Annotated in this window: 18 protein-coding genes and 3 tRNA genes; all 21 read left to right on the top strand. The window is 42.2% G+C overall.

Going from position 1 to position 17439, the window contains the following annotated elements:
* Positions 1 to 58: 58 nt before the first annotated feature.
* Positions 59 to 889, top strand: coding sequence for a methyltransferase domain-containing protein (locus tag WC819_02685; protein ID MFA5986228.1), 831 nt, complete (start codon positions 59 to 61; stop codon positions 887 to 889).
* A complete protein-coding gene (locus tag WC819_02680; protein MFA5986227.1) occupies positions 886 to 2130 on the top strand; it encodes a glycosyltransferase family 4 protein in 1245 nt (414 codons plus the stop codon). Before WC819_02685 ends, WC819_02680 begins: the two co-directional genes overlap by 4 nt.
* 109 nt (positions 2131 to 2239) lie before the next feature.
* Positions 2240 to 2956, top strand: coding sequence for an FkbM family methyltransferase (locus WC819_02675; GenBank protein ID MFA5986226.1), 717 nt, complete (start codon positions 2240 to 2242; stop codon positions 2954 to 2956).
* 97 nt (positions 2957 to 3053) lie between these two features.
* Positions 3054 to 3470, top strand: a complete 417-nt coding sequence (locus tag WC819_02670) for a type II secretion system protein (GenBank protein ID MFA5986225.1) — start codon at positions 3054 to 3056, stop codon at positions 3468 to 3470.
* 70 nt (positions 3471 to 3540) lie between these two features.
* On the top strand, positions 3541 to 4338 hold the full coding sequence (locus WC819_02665; protein MFA5986224.1) for a prepilin peptidase: 798 nt from the start codon (positions 3541 to 3543) through the stop codon (positions 4336 to 4338).
* A gap of 56 nt (positions 4339 to 4394) precedes the next feature.
* Complete coding sequence (locus WC819_02660; GenBank protein MFA5986223.1) at positions 4395 to 5009, top strand: hypothetical protein; 615 nt, start codon at positions 4395 to 4397, stop codon at positions 5007 to 5009.
* Positions 5010 to 5014: 5 nt separating this feature from the next.
* The gene (locus tag WC819_02655; GenBank protein MFA5986222.1) at positions 5015 to 5665 is read left to right on the top strand and encodes a hypothetical protein; all 651 of its coding nucleotides are present in this window, start codon (positions 5015 to 5017) and stop codon (positions 5663 to 5665) included.
* A gap of 5 nt (positions 5666 to 5670) precedes the next feature.
* Entirely contained in the window at positions 5671 to 6417 is a 747-nt protein-coding gene (locus WC819_02650; GenBank protein MFA5986221.1) for a prepilin-type N-terminal cleavage/methylation domain-containing protein, read from the top strand.
* 18 nt (positions 6418 to 6435) lie between these two features.
* Positions 6436 to 7830 carry a LamG domain-containing protein gene (locus WC819_02645; GenBank protein MFA5986220.1) on the top strand — a complete coding sequence of 465 codons (1395 nt, stop codon included), beginning with the start codon at positions 6436 to 6438 and terminating at the stop codon, positions 7828 to 7830.
* 246 nt (positions 7831 to 8076) lie between these two features.
* The gene (ligA, locus tag WC819_02640) at positions 8077 to 10152 is read left to right on the top strand and encodes an NAD-dependent DNA ligase LigA (protein ID MFA5986219.1); all 2076 of its coding nucleotides are present in this window, start codon (positions 8077 to 8079) and stop codon (positions 10150 to 10152) included.
* A 57-nt stretch (positions 10153 to 10209) separates the two neighbouring features.
* Positions 10210 to 10914, top strand: a complete 705-nt coding sequence (locus WC819_02635) for an RDD family protein (GenBank protein ID MFA5986218.1) — start codon at positions 10210 to 10212, stop codon at positions 10912 to 10914.
* A gap of 70 nt (positions 10915 to 10984) precedes the next feature.
* The gene (gene gatC, locus WC819_02630; GenBank protein ID MFA5986217.1) at positions 10985 to 11275 is read left to right on the top strand and encodes an Asp-tRNA(Asn)/Glu-tRNA(Gln) amidotransferase subunit GatC; all 291 of its coding nucleotides are present in this window, start codon (positions 10985 to 10987) and stop codon (positions 11273 to 11275) included.
* A gap of 25 nt (positions 11276 to 11300) precedes the next feature.
* Positions 11301 to 12728 carry an Asp-tRNA(Asn)/Glu-tRNA(Gln) amidotransferase subunit GatA gene (gene gatA / locus WC819_02625; protein MFA5986216.1) on the top strand — a complete coding sequence of 476 codons (1428 nt, stop codon included), beginning with the start codon at positions 11301 to 11303 and terminating at the stop codon, positions 12726 to 12728.
* Positions 12729 to 12734: 6 nt separating this feature from the next.
* Positions 12735 to 13262 (top strand): hypothetical protein, encoded by a 528-nt coding sequence (locus WC819_02620; protein ID MFA5986215.1) that lies wholly within the window; start codon positions 12735 to 12737, stop codon positions 13260 to 13262.
* Positions 13263 to 13346: 84 nt separating this feature from the next.
* Positions 13347 to 13420: transfer RNA gene (locus WC819_02615), tRNA-Met, on the top strand.
* 239 nt (positions 13421 to 13659) lie between these two features.
* Positions 13660 to 13733, top strand: a tRNA-Met gene (locus WC819_02610).
* A gap of 23 nt (positions 13734 to 13756) precedes the next feature.
* Positions 13757 to 14131: a four helix bundle protein gene (locus WC819_02605; GenBank protein ID MFA5986214.1), complete on the top strand. Its 375-nt coding sequence runs from the start codon at positions 13757 to 13759 to the stop codon at positions 14129 to 14131.
* Positions 14132 to 14168: 37 nt separating this feature from the next.
* A tRNA-Asp gene (locus WC819_02600) sits at positions 14169 to 14245 on the top strand.
* A 197-nt stretch (positions 14246 to 14442) separates the two neighbouring features.
* Positions 14443 to 14700 carry a GIY-YIG nuclease family protein gene (locus WC819_02595; GenBank protein MFA5986213.1) on the top strand — a complete coding sequence of 86 codons (258 nt, stop codon included), beginning with the start codon at positions 14443 to 14445 and terminating at the stop codon, positions 14698 to 14700.
* Between the two features lie 40 nt (positions 14701 to 14740).
* Positions 14741 to 15511 (top strand): class I SAM-dependent methyltransferase, encoded by a 771-nt coding sequence (locus tag WC819_02590; protein ID MFA5986212.1) that lies wholly within the window; start codon positions 14741 to 14743, stop codon positions 15509 to 15511.
* Positions 15512 to 15768: 257 nt separating this feature from the next.
* Complete coding sequence (locus tag WC819_02585; protein ID MFA5986211.1) at positions 15769 to 17421, top strand: DEAD/DEAH box helicase; 1653 nt, start codon at positions 15769 to 15771, stop codon at positions 17419 to 17421.
* Positions 17422 to 17439: the final 18 nt, after the last annotated feature.

Below are 17439 nucleotides of genomic sequence, written 5' to 3'. Positions count from 1 at the left end.
TATTTTTTAAAGTCGTATTTACAGTATATATTTATCACATAATCAATCTCGATAATTTATGAAAATCAGTTTAGAAGATAAAAATTTAACAGAAAGAGAAAGGAGAGAGGTCGTGAATCTATTGCAAAAGGCCAATGCGAGCATGGTCGATGATCTTGAGCAAATGTGGTATTTGATGGATTTGGTTTGGGATGAATATGGGTGCGATAATAAAAAAAATAATTTTGAGAAAATATCACGATATTATTCTCATCCGGTTTGGTTATTAAACGGATTATTTATAGAGCAGGATGATGTTTCGATGGGTCACCGTCATGCCATAAGTGATTGGATTGTCGATCATGACATAAAAAACGTGCTTGATTACGGCGGAGGTTTCGGCACTTTGGCGAGATTGGTGGCGCAAAAAGATGGAAAAAGCAGTGTAAATATTTATGAACCGCATCCAAGTGAATTTGGTTTAAAAAGAGCGGAGGAATTTGGAAATATCACAATCGTGGATAAATTGGATTTTGAATATGATTGTCTGGTGAGTACGGATGTTTTGGAGCACGTTTCGGATCCTCTAGAGGATTTTGCGGGGATGATAAAAGCCGTAAAAAAAGATGGCTATTTGATCATCGCAAATTGCTTTTTCCCCGTTATCAAGTGTCATCTGCCTCAAAATTTTCATTTCCGATACACATTCAATCTCTTTGCGATGATGATGGGGCTCAAAGTGATTGGGAAATTGGCAGGAAGTCATGCGACGATCTTTCAAAAGGTCAAAGTTAAAGACCAAAATTGGGTTCAAATAAGATTTTTTGAGAAGTTATCAAAATTTTCTTTTCCTATTTTGAAATTTATGGAGACTACGTTAAAATCTATAAAGAGATCAATTATAAAATGAAAATACTCATAGTTAATACATTTGATATTTATGGTGGTGCGGCACGGGCGGCACATAGACTTCATCGTTCGTTGTTAGGTCAGGGCATCGATAGTCAGATGCTTGTGCAGTACAAAAGGAGCGATGATGAGACTGTAATAACTGAAAAATCCAAAATTTACAAATTTTTCAATAACTTGCGTCCAATTATAGATGCGATTCATTTGTATCCCTATCGCAATAAGACGAAAGCATTTTTCAGTTCCTCATGGTTTCCTCACAGGAGCATCGTGGATCGTATCAATGAGATTGATCCTGATATTGTGCATTTGCACTGGATCTGTCTGGGCATGATAAAAATAGAGGATCTGTCAAAAATCAACGCACCTATTGTGTGGTCATTGCACGATATGTGGGCATTTACGGGCGGATGTCATTATGATGATGAATGTGGTTTATATCATGCGCAATGCGGAAATTGCAAAGTATTGCGCAGTAAAAAAGAGAAAGACCTCAGTAGAAAAATTTTCAAAAGAAAGAGTGATGTTTTTTCTCAAATGAAAAATTTGACCATAGTCGGCTTAAGCAAATGGTTGACGGAGTGTTCCAAGCAAAGCAGTCTGCTCAAAAATCACCGGCACATCAACTTGCCAAATCCTATAGATACGACGGTGTTTTGTGCAGTGGAAAAAACCGAGGCACGGAAGATGTTCAATTTGCCACAGGATAAGAAGCTTGTGCTGTTTGGCGCAGTAAATTCTACAGAAGATCCCAGAAAAGGCTTTAAAGAATTATGCGCCGCATTGCATCAATTGCAGTCGGATGATATCGAGCTGGTGGTTTTTGGAAATGCCAAAGAGGATCAAGATCAGGATTTTGGTTTTAAAACACATTACTTGGGACACATCAACAATGATATGGAGTTGGTGAACCTATATAGTGCCGCTGATGTGATGGTGGTACCGAGTTTACAGGAAAATCTCTCAAATGCCATCATGGAGAGTTTGTCATGCGCGACGCCTGTTGTGGGATTTGATATTGGTGGCAACAGTGACATGATCGATCACAAAAAAAATGGATATGTGGCAAAACCTTTTGACACAAAGGATCTGGCCCAGGGCATTGAATGGATCTTGCATAATGAAAATTGTGCGGATCTCCGAGTAAATGCAAGGAAAAAAGTAGTGGCAACATTTGACTCAAAAATTGTCGCAAAAAAATACATACAATTATATGAAGATATTTTATTGGAAAAGGGCTAAGATTCCCGTTTTCACGGGAATGACAAGGGGGAAGCAAAATTCCCGCTGGAATTTATCCGCCTGTGGAGGGCGGGAATGACATAAAAAATAATTTATAAACATAAATATTATGATAAACAGTATCTTAAATTTTAAAAGAGAAACATCCGAATTCATTCATAGTCAGATTCATGGTGAAAATTTAACAATGAGGGGTGGGCTGAAAAGATGTTCTCAGAGAGGAATAAACCCCAAGACTGTTATTGATATAGGTGCATCCAATGGCCAGTGGTCGAAACTTTGCATGGAAACTTTTCCGAAGGCAGATTATCTACTTGTAGATGCGCAAGATGCACACACTGATGACCTCAATAAATTTGTTCACAAAAATAAAAATGCCCAATTTATAGTTGCAGCAGCAGGCGAAAAAGATGGAAAAATCTATTTTGATAATCATGCTAAGTTTGGAGGACTGGCATCCGATACACCATTTGAAAATGGCGTTGAAGTACACGCAATTTCACTTGACAATGAGATCAAAAGAAGACAGTTGAAAGGTCCTTATTTATTGAAACTTGACACACATGGATTTGAAATACCAATTTTAGAGGGCGCAAAAGAAATTATCAGATCTGCTGAATTGATAATATTGGAGACTTATAACTTTCAAATTACAAACGATAGCCTCAAATATTATCAAATGTGTGCATATATGGAAGAGCGGGGTTTTTCTCCAATAGAAATAGTTGATCTAATGTTGAGAAAACATGATAAATCTTTTTGGCAAATGGATACTTTTTTCATTCCCTCAAGTAGCAAAGAGTTCAAACACCGTGCCTATTTATAGTAAAAAAGATATATTGTTGTTTTGTGTATGCTATGAATTTTGGATGTATATGATATGATAATAGCAAAGGGGAGGTGTGATTTTTTGTTTTCCCGTTATGCATACCAAAAAAGCCTTTACATTGATCGAGCTTTTGATCACAATAGCGATCATTGGTATTTTGGCGTCAATCATCTTGACGACCTTGGGATATGCACGTAATAAGGCAAAGGACGCTTCATTCAAGTCGAGTGCGGCAACGATCCACAAGGCGGGTATTATGTGCTGTGATGAGAATGGAGACATCCAAAGTAAGGCGGTCAATGCAGGCTCTACTGTGGCGATTTGCAGTGATACGGATCTGGCTGATAGCGTGTATCCTGATGATGCACATATTGGTGCGGTCACAGTGCCGATACAATGTGATTTTGACGGACATTTTGAGATTGTAATCACCCCGGGAACGGGAAACGCGGGAAATTGTACAAGCATCACGTACAGTGAGATCGGTTTTGTCAGCGATGAAGGATGCTAGATAAGTCAAAAGTCAAAAGGCAAAAGTAAAAAGTATAAATGCAAAAGTCAAAAGTGGATATGTAATAAATATGATCTATATAATTCTCTTTTTTATTTATGGGTTGGTGATTGGGAGTTTTTGCAATGTGGTGATTTGCCGTTTGCGCACAGGGGAGGGATTGGTCGTGCAAAAATCACACTGTCCGCAGTGCAAAAAAAATATTGCATGGAAAGATAACATTCCGGTTTTGAGTTATATTTTATTGCGTGGCAAATGTCGCGCATGTCAAAAGAAAATCTCGATGCAATATCCGTTGGTCGAGTTTGCTACGGGAGCGATCTTTGGTGCTGTTGGTGCTTTTTTTGTGCATGGATCAATTGATCATCTTCTTGTTGCGGTGCTGTATGCTTTTGTGTTTGCGCATCTGGTCGTTATTTTTGTGTATGATTGGAAATACATGGAAATTCCCATGAATGTGATGTGGATGGCTATTGCATTGCTTATCGTTGCAAATATGACACGAGATCTTCATATTGACGCTTTTTGGACGGATGTGTGGAGTAGTGTTTCTTTTACGCATGGCATGAGTGCAGTGGTGGCGTTTTGTTTTTTCTTTGGATTGAGTTATATCTCCGATGAAACATGGATGGGATATGGGGATGCGTTTATCGCGATTGCCATAGGACTTCTTTTGGGACCGATCGGCACGTTTATCGCACTTTTGGTAGCGTTTTGCGTGGGTGCGATCTATGGGATCGGTCTTATGGTGATCAAAAAACGATCTCTCAAGACGGAAGTGCCTTTTGGTCCGTTTCTCATCTTTGGTCTGGGTGCGGCATTTGTCGTGCAAAATGTCTATCCGCATATGATCTCGCTTTTTTTGTGATGTGATCTGCGCGTCTTTGTGCAAATTTGAATTGTGTATGATATAATAAGGGACATATGGATAATACACATATGTATAAAACAAAAATACGGACGAGGCGAGGTTTTTCACTGTTGGAAATGGTCATTATCGTTGCGATCATTGTGATTATGACGATGGTGATGTTTGTGATCTCATTTAAGGATCGTTCGACCAAAGAGCTTGAGGCTGTCGGACGAGAAGTTTCTGCTGCTGTGCGTGAGGCGCAAAATAACGCATTGACAGGTCGCCAGCGTGACAATGACATGTTGCCATGCTCTTTTGCATTTATTTTGAATGGTAGTAGTGGTTATAGCATTCGGGGAACACAGCGTACAATAGATACATTTTGTCCGACGGACACGGATGTAAACGCATATGGCGTCCCTTTTTTGTCAGAGGATGTTTCTTCCAATGGGATGAGCATTACAGGACATGACAGTAGGGGTCGCGTAAGTGATCATGTAATTTTTACGGTGCCCTATGGCAAATATTATGACAGCGGCACGCAGGAAACAGTCCCAAGTACGGGCACTGATTTTGTGATTAAAAAGAACAATGAAGACAAAAAATTCCACGTCTGTGTATATTCGACCGGACTTATAGAGGAGTTGGGATTCAATGATAGTGATATTGCATGTCCGTTTTATTGAAATTTATGTATAATAAAAAAAACAAAAGAGGTTTTTCGATCGGCGAGGTGATGGTGGCGATGTTTATTTTGCTTGTGGGTATTGTGGATGCAATCTATCTGACTGTGCGAAGCGTGGGAGATTTGCATGACAGTCGTGATGCGGTGATCGCGACATTGCTCGCGCAAGAAGGGACGGAGTTGGTGCGCAATGTGCGAGATAATAACGTGACGCAGTCAACATGCGGAACCGGTTCAGAGCGGTGCACGGCATTTGATCAAGAATACGGATTTCCATCAATTACAGGATCACAGATCATTGAGTGTACGATCGACTATAACACTGGGGGGACGGATTCTAAGTTTTTGTGTAATAACTCTCCATCGGAGATCTATCTCAACACGGCAACCGGTATGTATACGCATCAATCCGGAGGAAATACGTTTCTTGAAACCGGCTTGCGTCGAAAGATTTACATAGAATACGATCGGTCCAATAATGGCCCGATAAATGCAGCAACGCCACCAGATGAGATTATCGCGAATGTGACAAGTGTGGTGGTTTTTGGCGGCGCGGATTTCCCGACGAAAGCAAATATTGAAAAGGATTGCATGATCGCAAAAGGATGTGTCTATGCGCAAACGCGACTGACGTCATGGATCAACTATGGCGATTGATAACTATGAAAAATCATACAATGAATAATTGGAGAATAAAAAATTGCAAAAAAGGATTTACGCTTATCGAGCTCATGGTGTCGATTTTCATTTTTCTCATCATCATGACGGCGATCGTGGGCATCTTTGCACGGCAAATTCAGGCATATCGAAATGCGCGTGTATCGCAAAATGATCTGGAAAATGCGCAATTTGCGATGAACTACATGGCAAAGACATTGCGCACGGCGACGGTATTGGGGAGGAATAATGAGGACTTGCGTGATCCGGCACAATTCGCGAGTGCACAGGGGAACACGGATGATTTTTCTCTTTTGCGTATTGATGGATCAAACAAGTTAGTACTTTATGATTTTTCGCAAGAATTGTGTATGCGGTTTTATTTTGCGACAGGCGAGGGTCGGGCAGGAAGCAAATATGATGATAGTGCGCTATGGGTCGAATCTATGGTAGGAATTGGCTTTGATCAGATTGAGGAATGTACGAAAGATGCGACGTATGTACCGAGTAGTCCGGATTATAAATTGGAGCGGTTGACCAGCGGATATGTTACGGGGAAATTTTGGACTGCACCAACGCGCTATATGGATCAACTTGATTCCCAAAAAACCGATACGATCGGACGCGTGACGATCGGTATGTCTGTGTTGCCGTCGAGCACAAATATCCTCTATGAACAAAGGAGAGATCAGCCAATCTATATTCAAACCTCTGTCTCACTACGAGATTATCCGCCAGATCTTAGTTTTTAGGTTATTAAATTAGATGATATGAAATATCACAAAGGTTCCATTGTCGTTTTTGCACTTATCGTTTTATCATTCATTTTGATCGCGGCTTTTTCCGTCGCGGCGGTGACGTTGGTGGAGCGACGCAGTGCCAACATTTCTGTGAATTCCACAACGGCATTTCAACAAGCTGATAAGGGCATGGAAGAGTTTCTTCAACAGCTATACAAGGATTTGGAGCAGACCGATACGCTTAGTGTATTGACGGGTAAATTGAATGAGATCTATGGTGCAGGTGTTTATAAATGTGTTGACGGACCGTCTGCAGAAATTCCCGCGCATATCGGTGACAAGAATACAGAGTTCATCATTTCTGCATATATGGAAAATCCCGTTGTTGAACATGATTCCGGATGGGATCTCAGAAAAGATGTTTTGGCTTCTGACTTGGTACCATTGCAACATTGTGACGCGCAATTGGCAGATGTGGCGCGGTTCAAAGTTGCCGGTAACTATAGCACGGCAGTGCGTGCGGTTTTTGTAAAATTGCGTGACAGTTTGACGCGGGGACTTGTGGCACACTGGTCATTTGAAGATCGTGCGATCAATTCACGACTCACCGAGGATGAAAAGGCGTATATCGCACAAGATTCTTCTAAAAACGATCATGTCTTGACGCTGTGCCACCCGGAAGAAGATTCAGTGAAGGTCACGCTACCGGATGGCACAAAAATGGGGAATGTCGTAGACTTCTCTCCAGAGTGTGAGGCTAATAGTACAGACTTTATGGAACCGGAAAAAGATGAAGCATGGGTGGATGGTTTTGTGGTGGAGGACGCTGTGATCGGTAGTCCGTATGGCGATGATGCACAAGAAGCAATCTATTTTGATGGCACGGATTATCTGGCAATGTACATTGATAATAATTGTGGCATTGATGATTTTAATTGTGTCGATAAAGCAACGGAAAATAAGATCGATTTTACCGATAGTGTCACAATTTCTCTGTGGATCAAGCAAGATGTCGCAAGCTCCACGGGCACGCTCGTATCGCAATATGCAAGCAGTGATGGGTATAAAGTATATCTAGATGCCGGTAAAGTGTGTTTTATGGTGCAAAATAAAGAGGCATGTTCTGAGGATGCGATCGATAATACGGATTGGCATCATATTGTCGGGCGATGGAAAAGTGGTGAAGAAGTAAAGATCGTCGTGGATGACAAACAGAAGAAAGGGGATCTATCAGGAACATCTATGACTGTGCCAAGCGAGGTTTTGTATGTCGGTACACAGGATCATACGACAGGATTTTATATGGGTGCGATTGATGATTTGCGCATGTGGGACCGATCACTTACGGATAACGAAGTCAATCGCTTATGTGTTGATGCACAGAGTGATCCAAAAAATCTGAAACCAAAATGCTATACACCGTAAGGAGCACATCTGCGTATAAAAACCCTCTTTGTGAGGGTTTTTTGATTTTTGTCGTTGTGGTGTAGAATATGAGTTAGACATTTAGACACACTGCGTTTTAGACACGCTACGCTTTTGACACATTGCGTTTTAGACAAGTAGATAATTTTAGATACTACCAGTCTACATATCTAAAGCGTAGCGCGTCTATTGGTCTACGAATCTAAAGCATAGCGTGTCTAACATACTAATATTATGGTGATAAAAATGACAAAAGAGCAGGCGCTGAGGCGCATGGAAAAGTTGATGGCGGAGATCGATCGATTGCGCATCCTTTATCATGTGCAAGATGATCCGACAGTGGATGATGTTGTGTATTCGTCGCTTATGGATGAACTGTGCGGATTGGAAAGCATGTATCCCGAACTATGTAGTCCACACAGTCCGACACAACGCATCGGTGGCAAACCGCTTGATAAATTTCGCAAAACCAAGCACAAGATGGCGCAGTGGTCTTTTGATGATCTCTTTGATCATGAAGGACTCAAAAAATGGGAAGAAAAGATCATGCGCATGATGCAAAAAAAAGGCATCCATAAAAAACCGATATATTGCACAGAGATCAAAATTGACGGACTCAAAGTGATCTTGACATATGAAAAGGGTGTGCTTGTGTGCGGTGCGACACGCGGCGATGGTGTGATCGGTGAAGATGTGACACACAATATCCGCACAATTCACAGCGTGCCACTTATGCTGACACAGTCGGTGGATATTGTTGTCGTAGGTGAAGTGTGGCTACCGGAAAAGGAGTTGTTGCGTATAAACGAAGAGCGCGCAAAAAAAGGTGAACAGCTTTTTGCCAATGCGCGCAATGCGGCAGCGGGATCGATCCGTCAATTGGATCCGACGATCGCCGCCAGCAGGAAATTGCAGATGTTTGTTTATGATATCGATTGGATCGGTGGGAATGGAGAGAATCTCACAGTGCCTGCCACGCAAATTGGTGAATTGGAACTCCTGCAAAAGTTGGGATTTAAAGTTAACCAACGCTATGTGTTGTGTGACACGATTGATTCTGTGGAAACGGTCTATCAATCGTGGATCAATAAAAGGCATGATCAAGAGTATGCGATCGATGGCATCGTGATCAAAGTGAATGAGCGGGATACGCAAGAAAAACTGGGGTATACGGGCAAATCACCGCGATTTGCCATTGCGTACAAATTTCCTGCCGAACGGACAACAACGGTTGTGGAGCATATCAGTGTGCAAGTGGGACGCACGGGCGTGTTGACGCCGGTTGCACATCTGCGACCTGTGTCTGTGGCCGGTACAACCGTCAGTCGTGCGACATTGCACAATGGCGATGAGATCGCGCGATTGGGACTCAAGATCGGCGATACGGTCGTTATTCAAAAAGCGGGAGATATCATCCCGGAAATTATCGAGGTTCTTGTAAATATGCGCACGGGTGCGGAACAGGATTTTGATATGTATAAAGAATGTGTAAAAGTATGTGGCGGGGATGTGGTTAAAGAAGCGATCGGCATAAAAGATACGGAGCAGAGTGCGGCGTATTATTGCAAGAATAAAAATTCCTTTGTGATCCAAAAAGAACAGTTGCGTCATTTTGTATCCAAAAAAGGCATGAACATTGACGGCTTGGGTGAAAAGATCATCGAGCAACTCATGAACGAAGGATTGATCGCGGATGCAGCGGATATCTTTGAACTCACGATCGGTGACGTGGACCATTTGGATCGGTTTGCCGATAAATCTGCAGAAAATCTGATTACATCGATTGCATCCGCAAAAAGCGTTCCTCTGGAAAAATTTCTTTTTGCACTCGGCATTCGCTATGTCGGAGAGGAAACGGCGGTGCTGATCGCCAACCATCTTACTACGATCACCAAAAAGAAAATTACTGATCTCGCTGTGCTCAGTGAAGTTTTTGCGCAGGCTACACAAGAGCAATGGGAATGCATTGATGGTATCGGTACGCGCAGTGCGGCAAGTCTCGTGGCGTGGTTTACCGACAGAGCGCATCGTGAGATGCTTATGCGCATGCATGATAGCGGTGTACGGGTCGTGATCGAAGAAAAAAAAGTGAATGCAGCGGTAAGCGGTAAGACATTCGTACTTACAGGTACATTGTCGTCTATGACGCGCGATGAAGCAAAAGAGCGTATCCGCTCGGCCGGAGGAAAAATTGCGTCAAGCGTCAGTAGTGCAACGGATTTTGTGGTTGCGGGAGAAAAGGCGGGATCAAAGCGTGCAAAAGCGCAAGTGCTGGGTGTTGCAATCATTTCTGAGGAGGAGTTGCGTAATATGGTATACTAAAAGGAGTAAAAAGTTTATAAAGGAGAAAGTTTATAAAGTAAGTAATAATAAAAAAATATGGAAACAACAAGTGATGTTCCACAGGTGAGTGTACGTTATGGCGGATTTTGGGTTCGTTTTGCGGCACGCATTATTGATGGGTTTGTCATATCCTTTGCGTCGATGGTCATTATTATCCCGCTCAGCATCATGTTTGGTGTTTTTGCAGCAATGGACAAAACGCACGTTATGGAGATTCTTGCGCGAATAGTCACAACGATCGTGGGTATGATCATCGGGTGGGGATATTATATCTTTATGACACATAAATATCAGGCAACGCTGGGAAAGATGGCAGTCGGCGCGCGCGTTGTGGCAGAGGATGGACAACCACTGACTTTGGGAAGTATTATCTTGCGGGAGACAATTGGAAAATTGGTATCGGGGATCACGTTGTGTGTTGGATATATTATGGTTGGTTTTACAAGCAAAAAACAGGGGTTGCATGATATGATCGCAAAATCCGTCGTGGTGTATACGGATGAAGGTCCGCGCAAAATCGTTGTTGGATCGGTATTTGCTTTTTATGCATTGATAATCTTTTTCCTCATGTGTATTTTTGGGCTGTTGGCATTTCTCGGTATCATGGCATATGAAGGCTCACAACAATCCAATGGCGATACGTCCGGAGAACAAGAATGGCAAGATTTTAAGAGTACGATCGATGAAGATGTCGAGCCACTGCTTAAAGAAATATCGGACGATCAGGCCTCTGTGATGTAAATGTGATCTGTTGCTCTCGTATAAAATATTGCGTATAGTAAGAACAGTGTAATGTATAAAAAAATGACGTATGGAACTAACAAATGATGATATCAAGGACATTGCTCTTTTGGCGCGTGTAAGTATTACGGATGCGGAAAATGAATCATATCGTCATGATCTTTCCTCGGTATTGCATTATTTTGAAAAACTCCAAGAAGTGAATACGGATGATGTGGAGGAAATCGGGCATATTACCGGTATGACGGATGTGTATCGTGCTGATGCGATCATGGAGCCATCTATCGAAGAGAAGGTGCGGATGATGGACAATGTGTCGCGTCAGAAGGACGGATATATTAAGGTGCAAAGCGTATTATAAATTAGTAGTATACTGGAAATTATATATGATCAGAGATTTACATGAAAAATTAGTACAAGGCGAGGTAACTGCTGTTGAACTTGCGGAAAGATCTTTTGCAACAATTGATCAAAAGGACGGCGAGTTACATGCTTTTCTTAGCCTTACAAAAGAACAGGCATTGCACAAAGCAGCAGAAGTGGATGCAAAGATCAAAAATGGTGAAAAAATCGATCTGTTGGCAGGCATTCCCTGTGCAGTGAAGGATAATATCTGTATGGCTGGCACGATAACAACTGCGGCGTCAAAAATATTGGAAAATTATATTGCACCATATGATGCTACAGTTGCCAAACGAATCAAAGAAAGTGATGCAGTGATCGTCGGCAAAACAAATCTTGATGAGTTTGCATGCGGTAGTACTACAGAAAACAGTGCGTACGGTCCGACCAAAAATCCTGTTGATCCTACGCGTGTACCTGGTGGCACAAGTGGTGGTAGCGCTGCAGCGGTAGGGAGTGATGAAGTGGTGTGGGCACTCGGCACCGATACAGGAGGATCAATTCGCCAGCCGGCGAGCTTTTGCGGTGTCGTGGGACTCAAGCCAACCTACGGACGCGTGTCGCGGTATGGTGTGATCGCAATGGGTTCAAGCTTGGATCAGGTTGGATCAATTACCAAGACGGTGGAAGACGCGGCGATCGTGCTCAGTCGGATCGCGGGACATGATCCGCAAGATGCGACGAGCGCGCAAAGTGGCGATAAGTCGTATGAGGATTATTGTATTGGCGATATCAAGGGAGTAAAGATCGGTATCCCAAAAGAATACCTCGGCGAGGGTTTGGATGATGGTGTGAAAGAGGTATTTATGCAAAGTGTGGAGAAATTCAAAGAACTTGGTGCAGAGATCGTGGATATCAGTTTACCACACACCGAGTATGCGCTTGCAACATACTATATCATCATGCCTTCAGAACTGAGCTCAAATTTGGCGCGTTACGATGGCATACGGTTTGGTGGGGCACAAGGCATCGATCCAAAAACCGTATTGGAACAATATATGGAAACGCGTGGTAAGGGGTTTGGTCCGGAGATCAAGAGACGTGTGATGTTGGGGACGTATACGCTTTCCGCGGGATATTATGATGCGTATTACAAGAAGGCGCAAAAGGTTCGCGCGCTTTTGAAAAAAGATTTCGAGAATGCGTTTACAAAAGTGCATTATGTATTCACGCCGACAGCGCCGGAGGTTGCGTTTAAGATCGGTGAAAAATGCGATGATCCGCTCAAGATGTATCTTTCGGATATCTATACAGTAACGGCAAACCTTGTCGGTGTACCGGGACTTTCGATCCCGGTAGGCACAATGACATGCGATGGCATACAACTTCCTGTCGGAGGACAGTTGATGGGCAAATGGTTTGATGAAGAAGGAATTTTGAATGCAGGATATACGTTTGAAATTAATTCATAATAGAGTATGGAAGATGTTTTGGTCACTTTAGGATCTACGGCACAAAATCTTTTTGTGGCATTTTTACACAGCGGTCTCTTTTTATTCATAAAGATCTTTCTTGTAATTTATTCCACCGTTTTGGTTGTGGATGTGATCCTTTTGATCCATTTGGGTAATGTGCGCAAACAATTGCGCAGTATGCGTATGGGAACCGGTGCAAAGAAAACGAGCAAGAAAAATGATATGCGGGAATGGAGTGCGATCACTGATCGTTTGCGGTCGGATGATACCAAACAATATCTAGCCGCCATACTGGAGGCGGATCATTTCGTATACAAATCATTGGAAGTGCAGGGATATGGTGGTAGTACATTTGCCGAGCGTTTGGCGCGTATCCCGCAAGGGAGTCTCTCGTCGCTTGATGCGGTGCGTGATGTGCATGCGCTGAGCAACAAAATCGTACAAAAGGAAAATGTACAGATCACCCAAGAACAGGCAAAAAATGCTTTGGAAGTCTATAAATACTTTTTGCAAAGCATCGACGTTTTGTGAGATTTCTTTTTTGATTGACAATATTATCGTCAGATGGTACAATTTTCCCTGTACACGTTTACTGTTTTTCTGTTTAGTATATATAGCGGGATAGAGCAGTCTGGCAGCTCGTCTGGCTCATAACCAGAAGGTCGCCGGTTCAAATCCGGCTCCCGCAACACGCTTAGTTGAAGGTGAAAAGTTTCTGCAAAATGCGGATTCGTCTATGACGAAAAAAGTTTATAAAGCATATACTTTGCACTTTTGGCTTTTTAACTTTAAAAACTGGTCTGCCAAATTTTCTGACTGTGTTATTTTTTCAACTGATAACAGGGATGGAAAATTAGGCAGGCCAGCCTGCCAAATTTTCTGACTGTGTTATTTTTTCAACTGATAACGGGGGTAGAAAATTAGGCAGGCCAGGGTAGCTCAGTCGGTTAGAGCGTGGGACTCATAAGCCCAAGGTCGTGAGTTCGATCCTCACCCCTGGTACGGTGAAAAATAAAAAATTAAAGATGAAAGATCAAAAAGAGAACAATGGAGATTATTTCAAGATGAGATTATATAAATTTACATTGAAGCTGATCAATTTTATCGATTCACTGGATAAGGTCGATCTAACGAGTCGTAAAATTGCGGATCAACTGTTTCGCTCCGGGACAAGCATCATGGCAAATTATATTGAGGGTAAGTCGTCAGTATCAAAAAAAGAGTATACAAATTTTTTTGCAATATCTTTGAAATCTGCAAATGAGAGCAAGTACTGGTTTGCACTTTTGAGAGATAGTGGTAAAGTAAAGGCTGAAAAGATCGATTGGTTTCTCTCGGAACTGGATGAAATATCAAAGATTTTTGGTAAGAGTATTATAACTCTACGAAAGGAAAAGTGATTTTTGATCTTTAATTTTTGATTTTACATTTTATATTGGGGGCGTAGCTCAGCTGGTTAGAGCGTCTGCCTGTCACGCAGAAGGTCGCCGGTTCGAGCCCGGTCGTCCCCGCCACGTCGCTCGCGAGCGACGTGGCCCGCCACAGATATTCTATCTGCATTGTGGTAGGTCACGTCACGTGAGAACTTCTACTTTTTTACACAATTTTTAGGTTCTTTGTCGCTCGCGAGCGAATTTGAGAAATATTTTTAGTAATCTTGAATTTTGCATGTTAAAATAATGAAATAAATAGTAATTTCGTTTTGTTTAATATGTGGTACGTTTATGTTCTTCAGTCAAAAAAAGAACCGAACTGGTTTTATAAAGGATCAACGAATGATTTGAAGAGAAGAATTGAACAACACAATTGTGGAGAGGTTCAATCTACCAAATTTTACATCCCGCTTGCTCTTGTATATTATGAAGCATATCTAACAGAGGAGGTTGCTCGCACGAGAGAATCCAGTATCAAGAAGAGTGGTTCGGTATGGAAACCTCTTATGGATAGGATCAAAAGTAGTTTGAAATGAAAAACCGGGGAAGTTGGTGTAGCGACTAATAACAAATAATATGAAATCACAAATTTACAAACAAGCAGAATACTATGAAATTGCCTTTAGCTTTATTGATCCCAAAAAGCAGGCGGATCTGTTTGAAAAATTTATCAAAAAATATAGCGATGTAAAAGTGACGTCTGTTTTGGATGTTGCATGTGGCACCGCTTTGCAACTTGAGGAGATGGCAAAGAGGGGATACAGAGCGATTGGCCTTGATGGAAGTTCTGCGATGCTTGCATATCTGAAAAATAAGGCCGTGCAGAAGAATGTGAATATAGAAACGGTCAAAGCGGATATGAATGAATTTTCCTTGAAGGAAAAAGTTGATTTTGCATACATCATGATGGGATCGATCGTCTATGCTAAGAACAATGCTCAACTTTCCTCTCATTTGGATTCTGTAGCGGACAGTCTCGCTGTTGGTGGGCTTTATCTTATTGAGAATCTTACGATCAATTGGGCGGATCCGACGTTTTGGAAATTACATCAATGGACAATGCGACGAGGGAAAATTGCAGTGAAGACAAAATACCAACTGATCCCAAAAGATCTCGTGACACAGTCTGTGACGCAAGTGCTTACGTTGGAGGTCAATGACAATGGTAAAAAAATGACATTTGCCGATAGGGATGATGTGAAGATCGTGTCGCCGGAGGAATTCAAATTACTCGTGGAAAAAAATGGTAAATTTGAGTTTGTCGGATTTTTTGAACGGTATACTGTTAAAAAATTGACAAAGATCTCATCAGATAATATCGCGATCTTGCGCAAAAGAACAGTATAGCGATTTGCATAAGAAAGAAGTGGTTGAGGCTTTTTTCCATGTTTTTCATACGACTATTGCTTTTTCCACATATTTGTGCTATAATGGGCATTCGAGTCTCATTGGGCACTTTTATAGGTGCTATACAATACTTTTTGAAATGATCCTCGAATGATGCGTTTTTTTAGCGCACATCTGGATCTGAACATTTTTTACTCATAGATTTTGGGGAAATGCGTGTTTGGGTTTATGAGTAATTTATGTAAACAGGGAACACTATGTATAGAAAGAGTGAACGCGGTGGTCAAAAACCATCAGCGCGAAAAACTGGCCATGCCAGCAGTACTCGTGTGCAAAAAAGCACGGGTGCAAAACCATGGAAAAAAACGGGAAGTTCTGCGGATGATCGCGGACAGAAACGATCAAGTTTTAAGAAGCGTGGTACCGCAGGGAGTAGTTCTCCACGTCCGTATGCACACAAAAGTGAGGGCACACAAGATCGTGCGTCACGAGGCACAAGCGCAAAACCATGGAAAAGAACGGAAAGTCCTGTGACTGATCGAGGTCGAGCATCACGAATTAAAAAACGAGGTGCTACGAGTGATGGGGGCAGTGTTACACGTCCATATACACATAAAACGGATTCTTCGAGAGCATCTGCGATCATACAAGATGTGCGCACAGAATACAAAAATTCTGATCGACGTACACAACGATTTGATGACAGAAAAAAAACATATCAAAAAAAGACGCCATCTCGTTTTGTCGGTGGAAAATTTTCAGGACAGACAAGCGGTCGCGGACGCAATAAGAAAAAAACTCCCGTGTATGATCACAGAGTTTTTATCAAAGAGGCGACAGCACAGAATGAAGATGCAAAACAATACGTGTCAAAAAATCGTTTTGTTGATTTTCATTTGCATCCAAAGTTGCAAAAAAACATTGTCGATCGCGGATATGAGCATCCGACACCGATTCAAGATCAGGCAATTCCTCATGCAATGACTGGTCGCGATGTGATCGGGATTGCCAATACGGGTACGGGTAAAACGGCAGCGTTCTTGTTGCCGCTATTACACAAAATTTGTCTTGACCCGCATCAACAGGTATTGATCCTTGCACCGACGCGAGAATTGGCATTGCAGATCGATGCGGAATGTCAGATGTTCACAAAAAACATGCAAATTCAAACGATCGTTTGTATCGGTGGTACATCGATGCACAAACAGCTTCGCAGTGTGCGCAAGATTGCACAGATCATCATCGGCACGCCGGGTCGCACCAAGGACTTGATGCAACGCAATGCGCTACATCTCGGAAAGGTCAACAATGTCGTGTTAGATGAGGTGGATCGTATGTTGGATATGGGCTTTATCAATGACATTACATTATTGTTATCCAAAGTGGCGCGAGAACGCCAGTCCCTTTTCTTCTCTGCGACAATGGATGAAAAGATCGCAAAGTTGACATTGAATTATTTGCAAAAACCCGTGACGGTGGAAATTTCTTCGCGACCGACATCGGAAAATGTAAAACAAGATGTGATCTTTGTGGGAAAGGATGAGGATAAGTTGGAAAAACTTCACACTGTTCTGCAGAAAAAAGAATGTTACAAAGCATTGATTTTCAGCCGCACAAAAATGGGTGCCAAGAGATTGGCGCAAAAATTGTATCAGCGCGGACTTCGTGCAGATGCAATCCATGGTGATATGTCGCAAGGACAACGACAAAGAGCGCTTGCATCTTTCCGTGATGACAAGTTGCATATATTGGTGGCGACGGATGTCGTAGCACGAGGCATTGATATTGACGGGATCACACATGTGATCAACTATGATCTGCCGGAAACGTACGAGGATTATATCCACCGCATCGGACGCACGGGTCGTGGCATAAAGATCGGTCAGGCTCTTACATTCTTTGAACGATAGGAATACAACAAAAACCGC

Source organism: Parcubacteria group bacterium (genome assembly GCA_041660065.1).
GTDB lineage: Bacteria > Patescibacteriota > Minisyncoccia > Moranbacterales.
The sequence above is the reverse complement of the archived record's forward strand: the minus strand, read 5'-3'. Positions and strand labels throughout refer to the sequence as shown.

Excerpts from the sequence above, each read along its gene's own strand:
- WC819_02680 (MFA5986227.1), top strand. The coding sequence starts at position 886 with ATGAAAATACTCATAGTTAATACATTTGATATTTATGGTGGTGCGGCA.
- WC819_02590 (MFA5986212.1), top strand. The coding sequence starts at position 14,741 with ATGAAATCACAAATTTACAAACAAGCAGAATACTATGAAATTGCCTTT.
- WC819_02635 (MFA5986218.1), top strand. The coding sequence starts at position 10,210 with ATGGAAACAACAAGTGATGTTCCACAGGTGAGTGTACGTTATGGCGGA.
- gatA (MFA5986216.1), top strand. The coding sequence starts at position 11,301 with ATGATCAGAGATTTACATGAAAAATTAGTACAAGGCGAGGTAACTGCT.
- WC819_02645 (MFA5986220.1), top strand. The coding sequence starts at position 6,436 with ATGAAATATCACAAAGGTTCCATTGTCGTTTTTGCACTTATCGTTTTA.
- WC819_02665 (MFA5986224.1), top strand. The coding sequence starts at position 3,541 with ATGATCTATATAATTCTCTTTTTTATTTATGGGTTGGTGATTGGGAGT.
- WC819_02660 (MFA5986223.1), top strand. The coding sequence starts at position 4,395 with ATGGATAATACACATATGTATAAAACAAAAATACGGACGAGGCGAGGT.
- WC819_02595 (MFA5986213.1), top strand. The coding sequence starts at position 14,443 with ATGTGGTACGTTTATGTTCTTCAGTCAAAAAAAGAACCGAACTGGTTT.
- WC819_02675 (MFA5986226.1), top strand. The coding sequence starts at position 2,240 with ATGATAAACAGTATCTTAAATTTTAAAAGAGAAACATCCGAATTCATT.
- WC819_02605 (MFA5986214.1), top strand. The coding sequence starts at position 13,757 with ATGAAAGATCAAAAAGAGAACAATGGAGATTATTTCAAGATGAGATTA.
- WC819_02650 (MFA5986221.1), top strand. The coding sequence starts at position 5,671 with ATGAAAAATCATACAATGAATAATTGGAGAATAAAAAATTGCAAAAAA.
- WC819_02685 (MFA5986228.1), top strand. The coding sequence starts at position 59 with ATGAAAATCAGTTTAGAAGATAAAAATTTAACAGAAAGAGAAAGGAGA.
- WC819_02655 (MFA5986222.1), top strand. The coding sequence starts at position 5,015 with ATGTATAATAAAAAAAACAAAAGAGGTTTTTCGATCGGCGAGGTGATG.
- WC819_02585 (MFA5986211.1), top strand. The coding sequence starts at position 15,769 with ATGTATAGAAAGAGTGAACGCGGTGGTCAAAAACCATCAGCGCGAAAA.
- ligA (MFA5986219.1), top strand. The coding sequence starts at position 8,077 with ATGACAAAAGAGCAGGCGCTGAGGCGCATGGAAAAGTTGATGGCGGAG.
- WC819_02620 (MFA5986215.1), top strand. The coding sequence starts at position 12,735 with ATGGAAGATGTTTTGGTCACTTTAGGATCTACGGCACAAAATCTTTTT.
- gatC (MFA5986217.1), top strand. The coding sequence starts at position 10,985 with ATGGAACTAACAAATGATGATATCAAGGACATTGCTCTTTTGGCGCGT.
- WC819_02670 (MFA5986225.1), top strand. The coding sequence starts at position 3,054 with ATGCATACCAAAAAAGCCTTTACATTGATCGAGCTTTTGATCACAATA.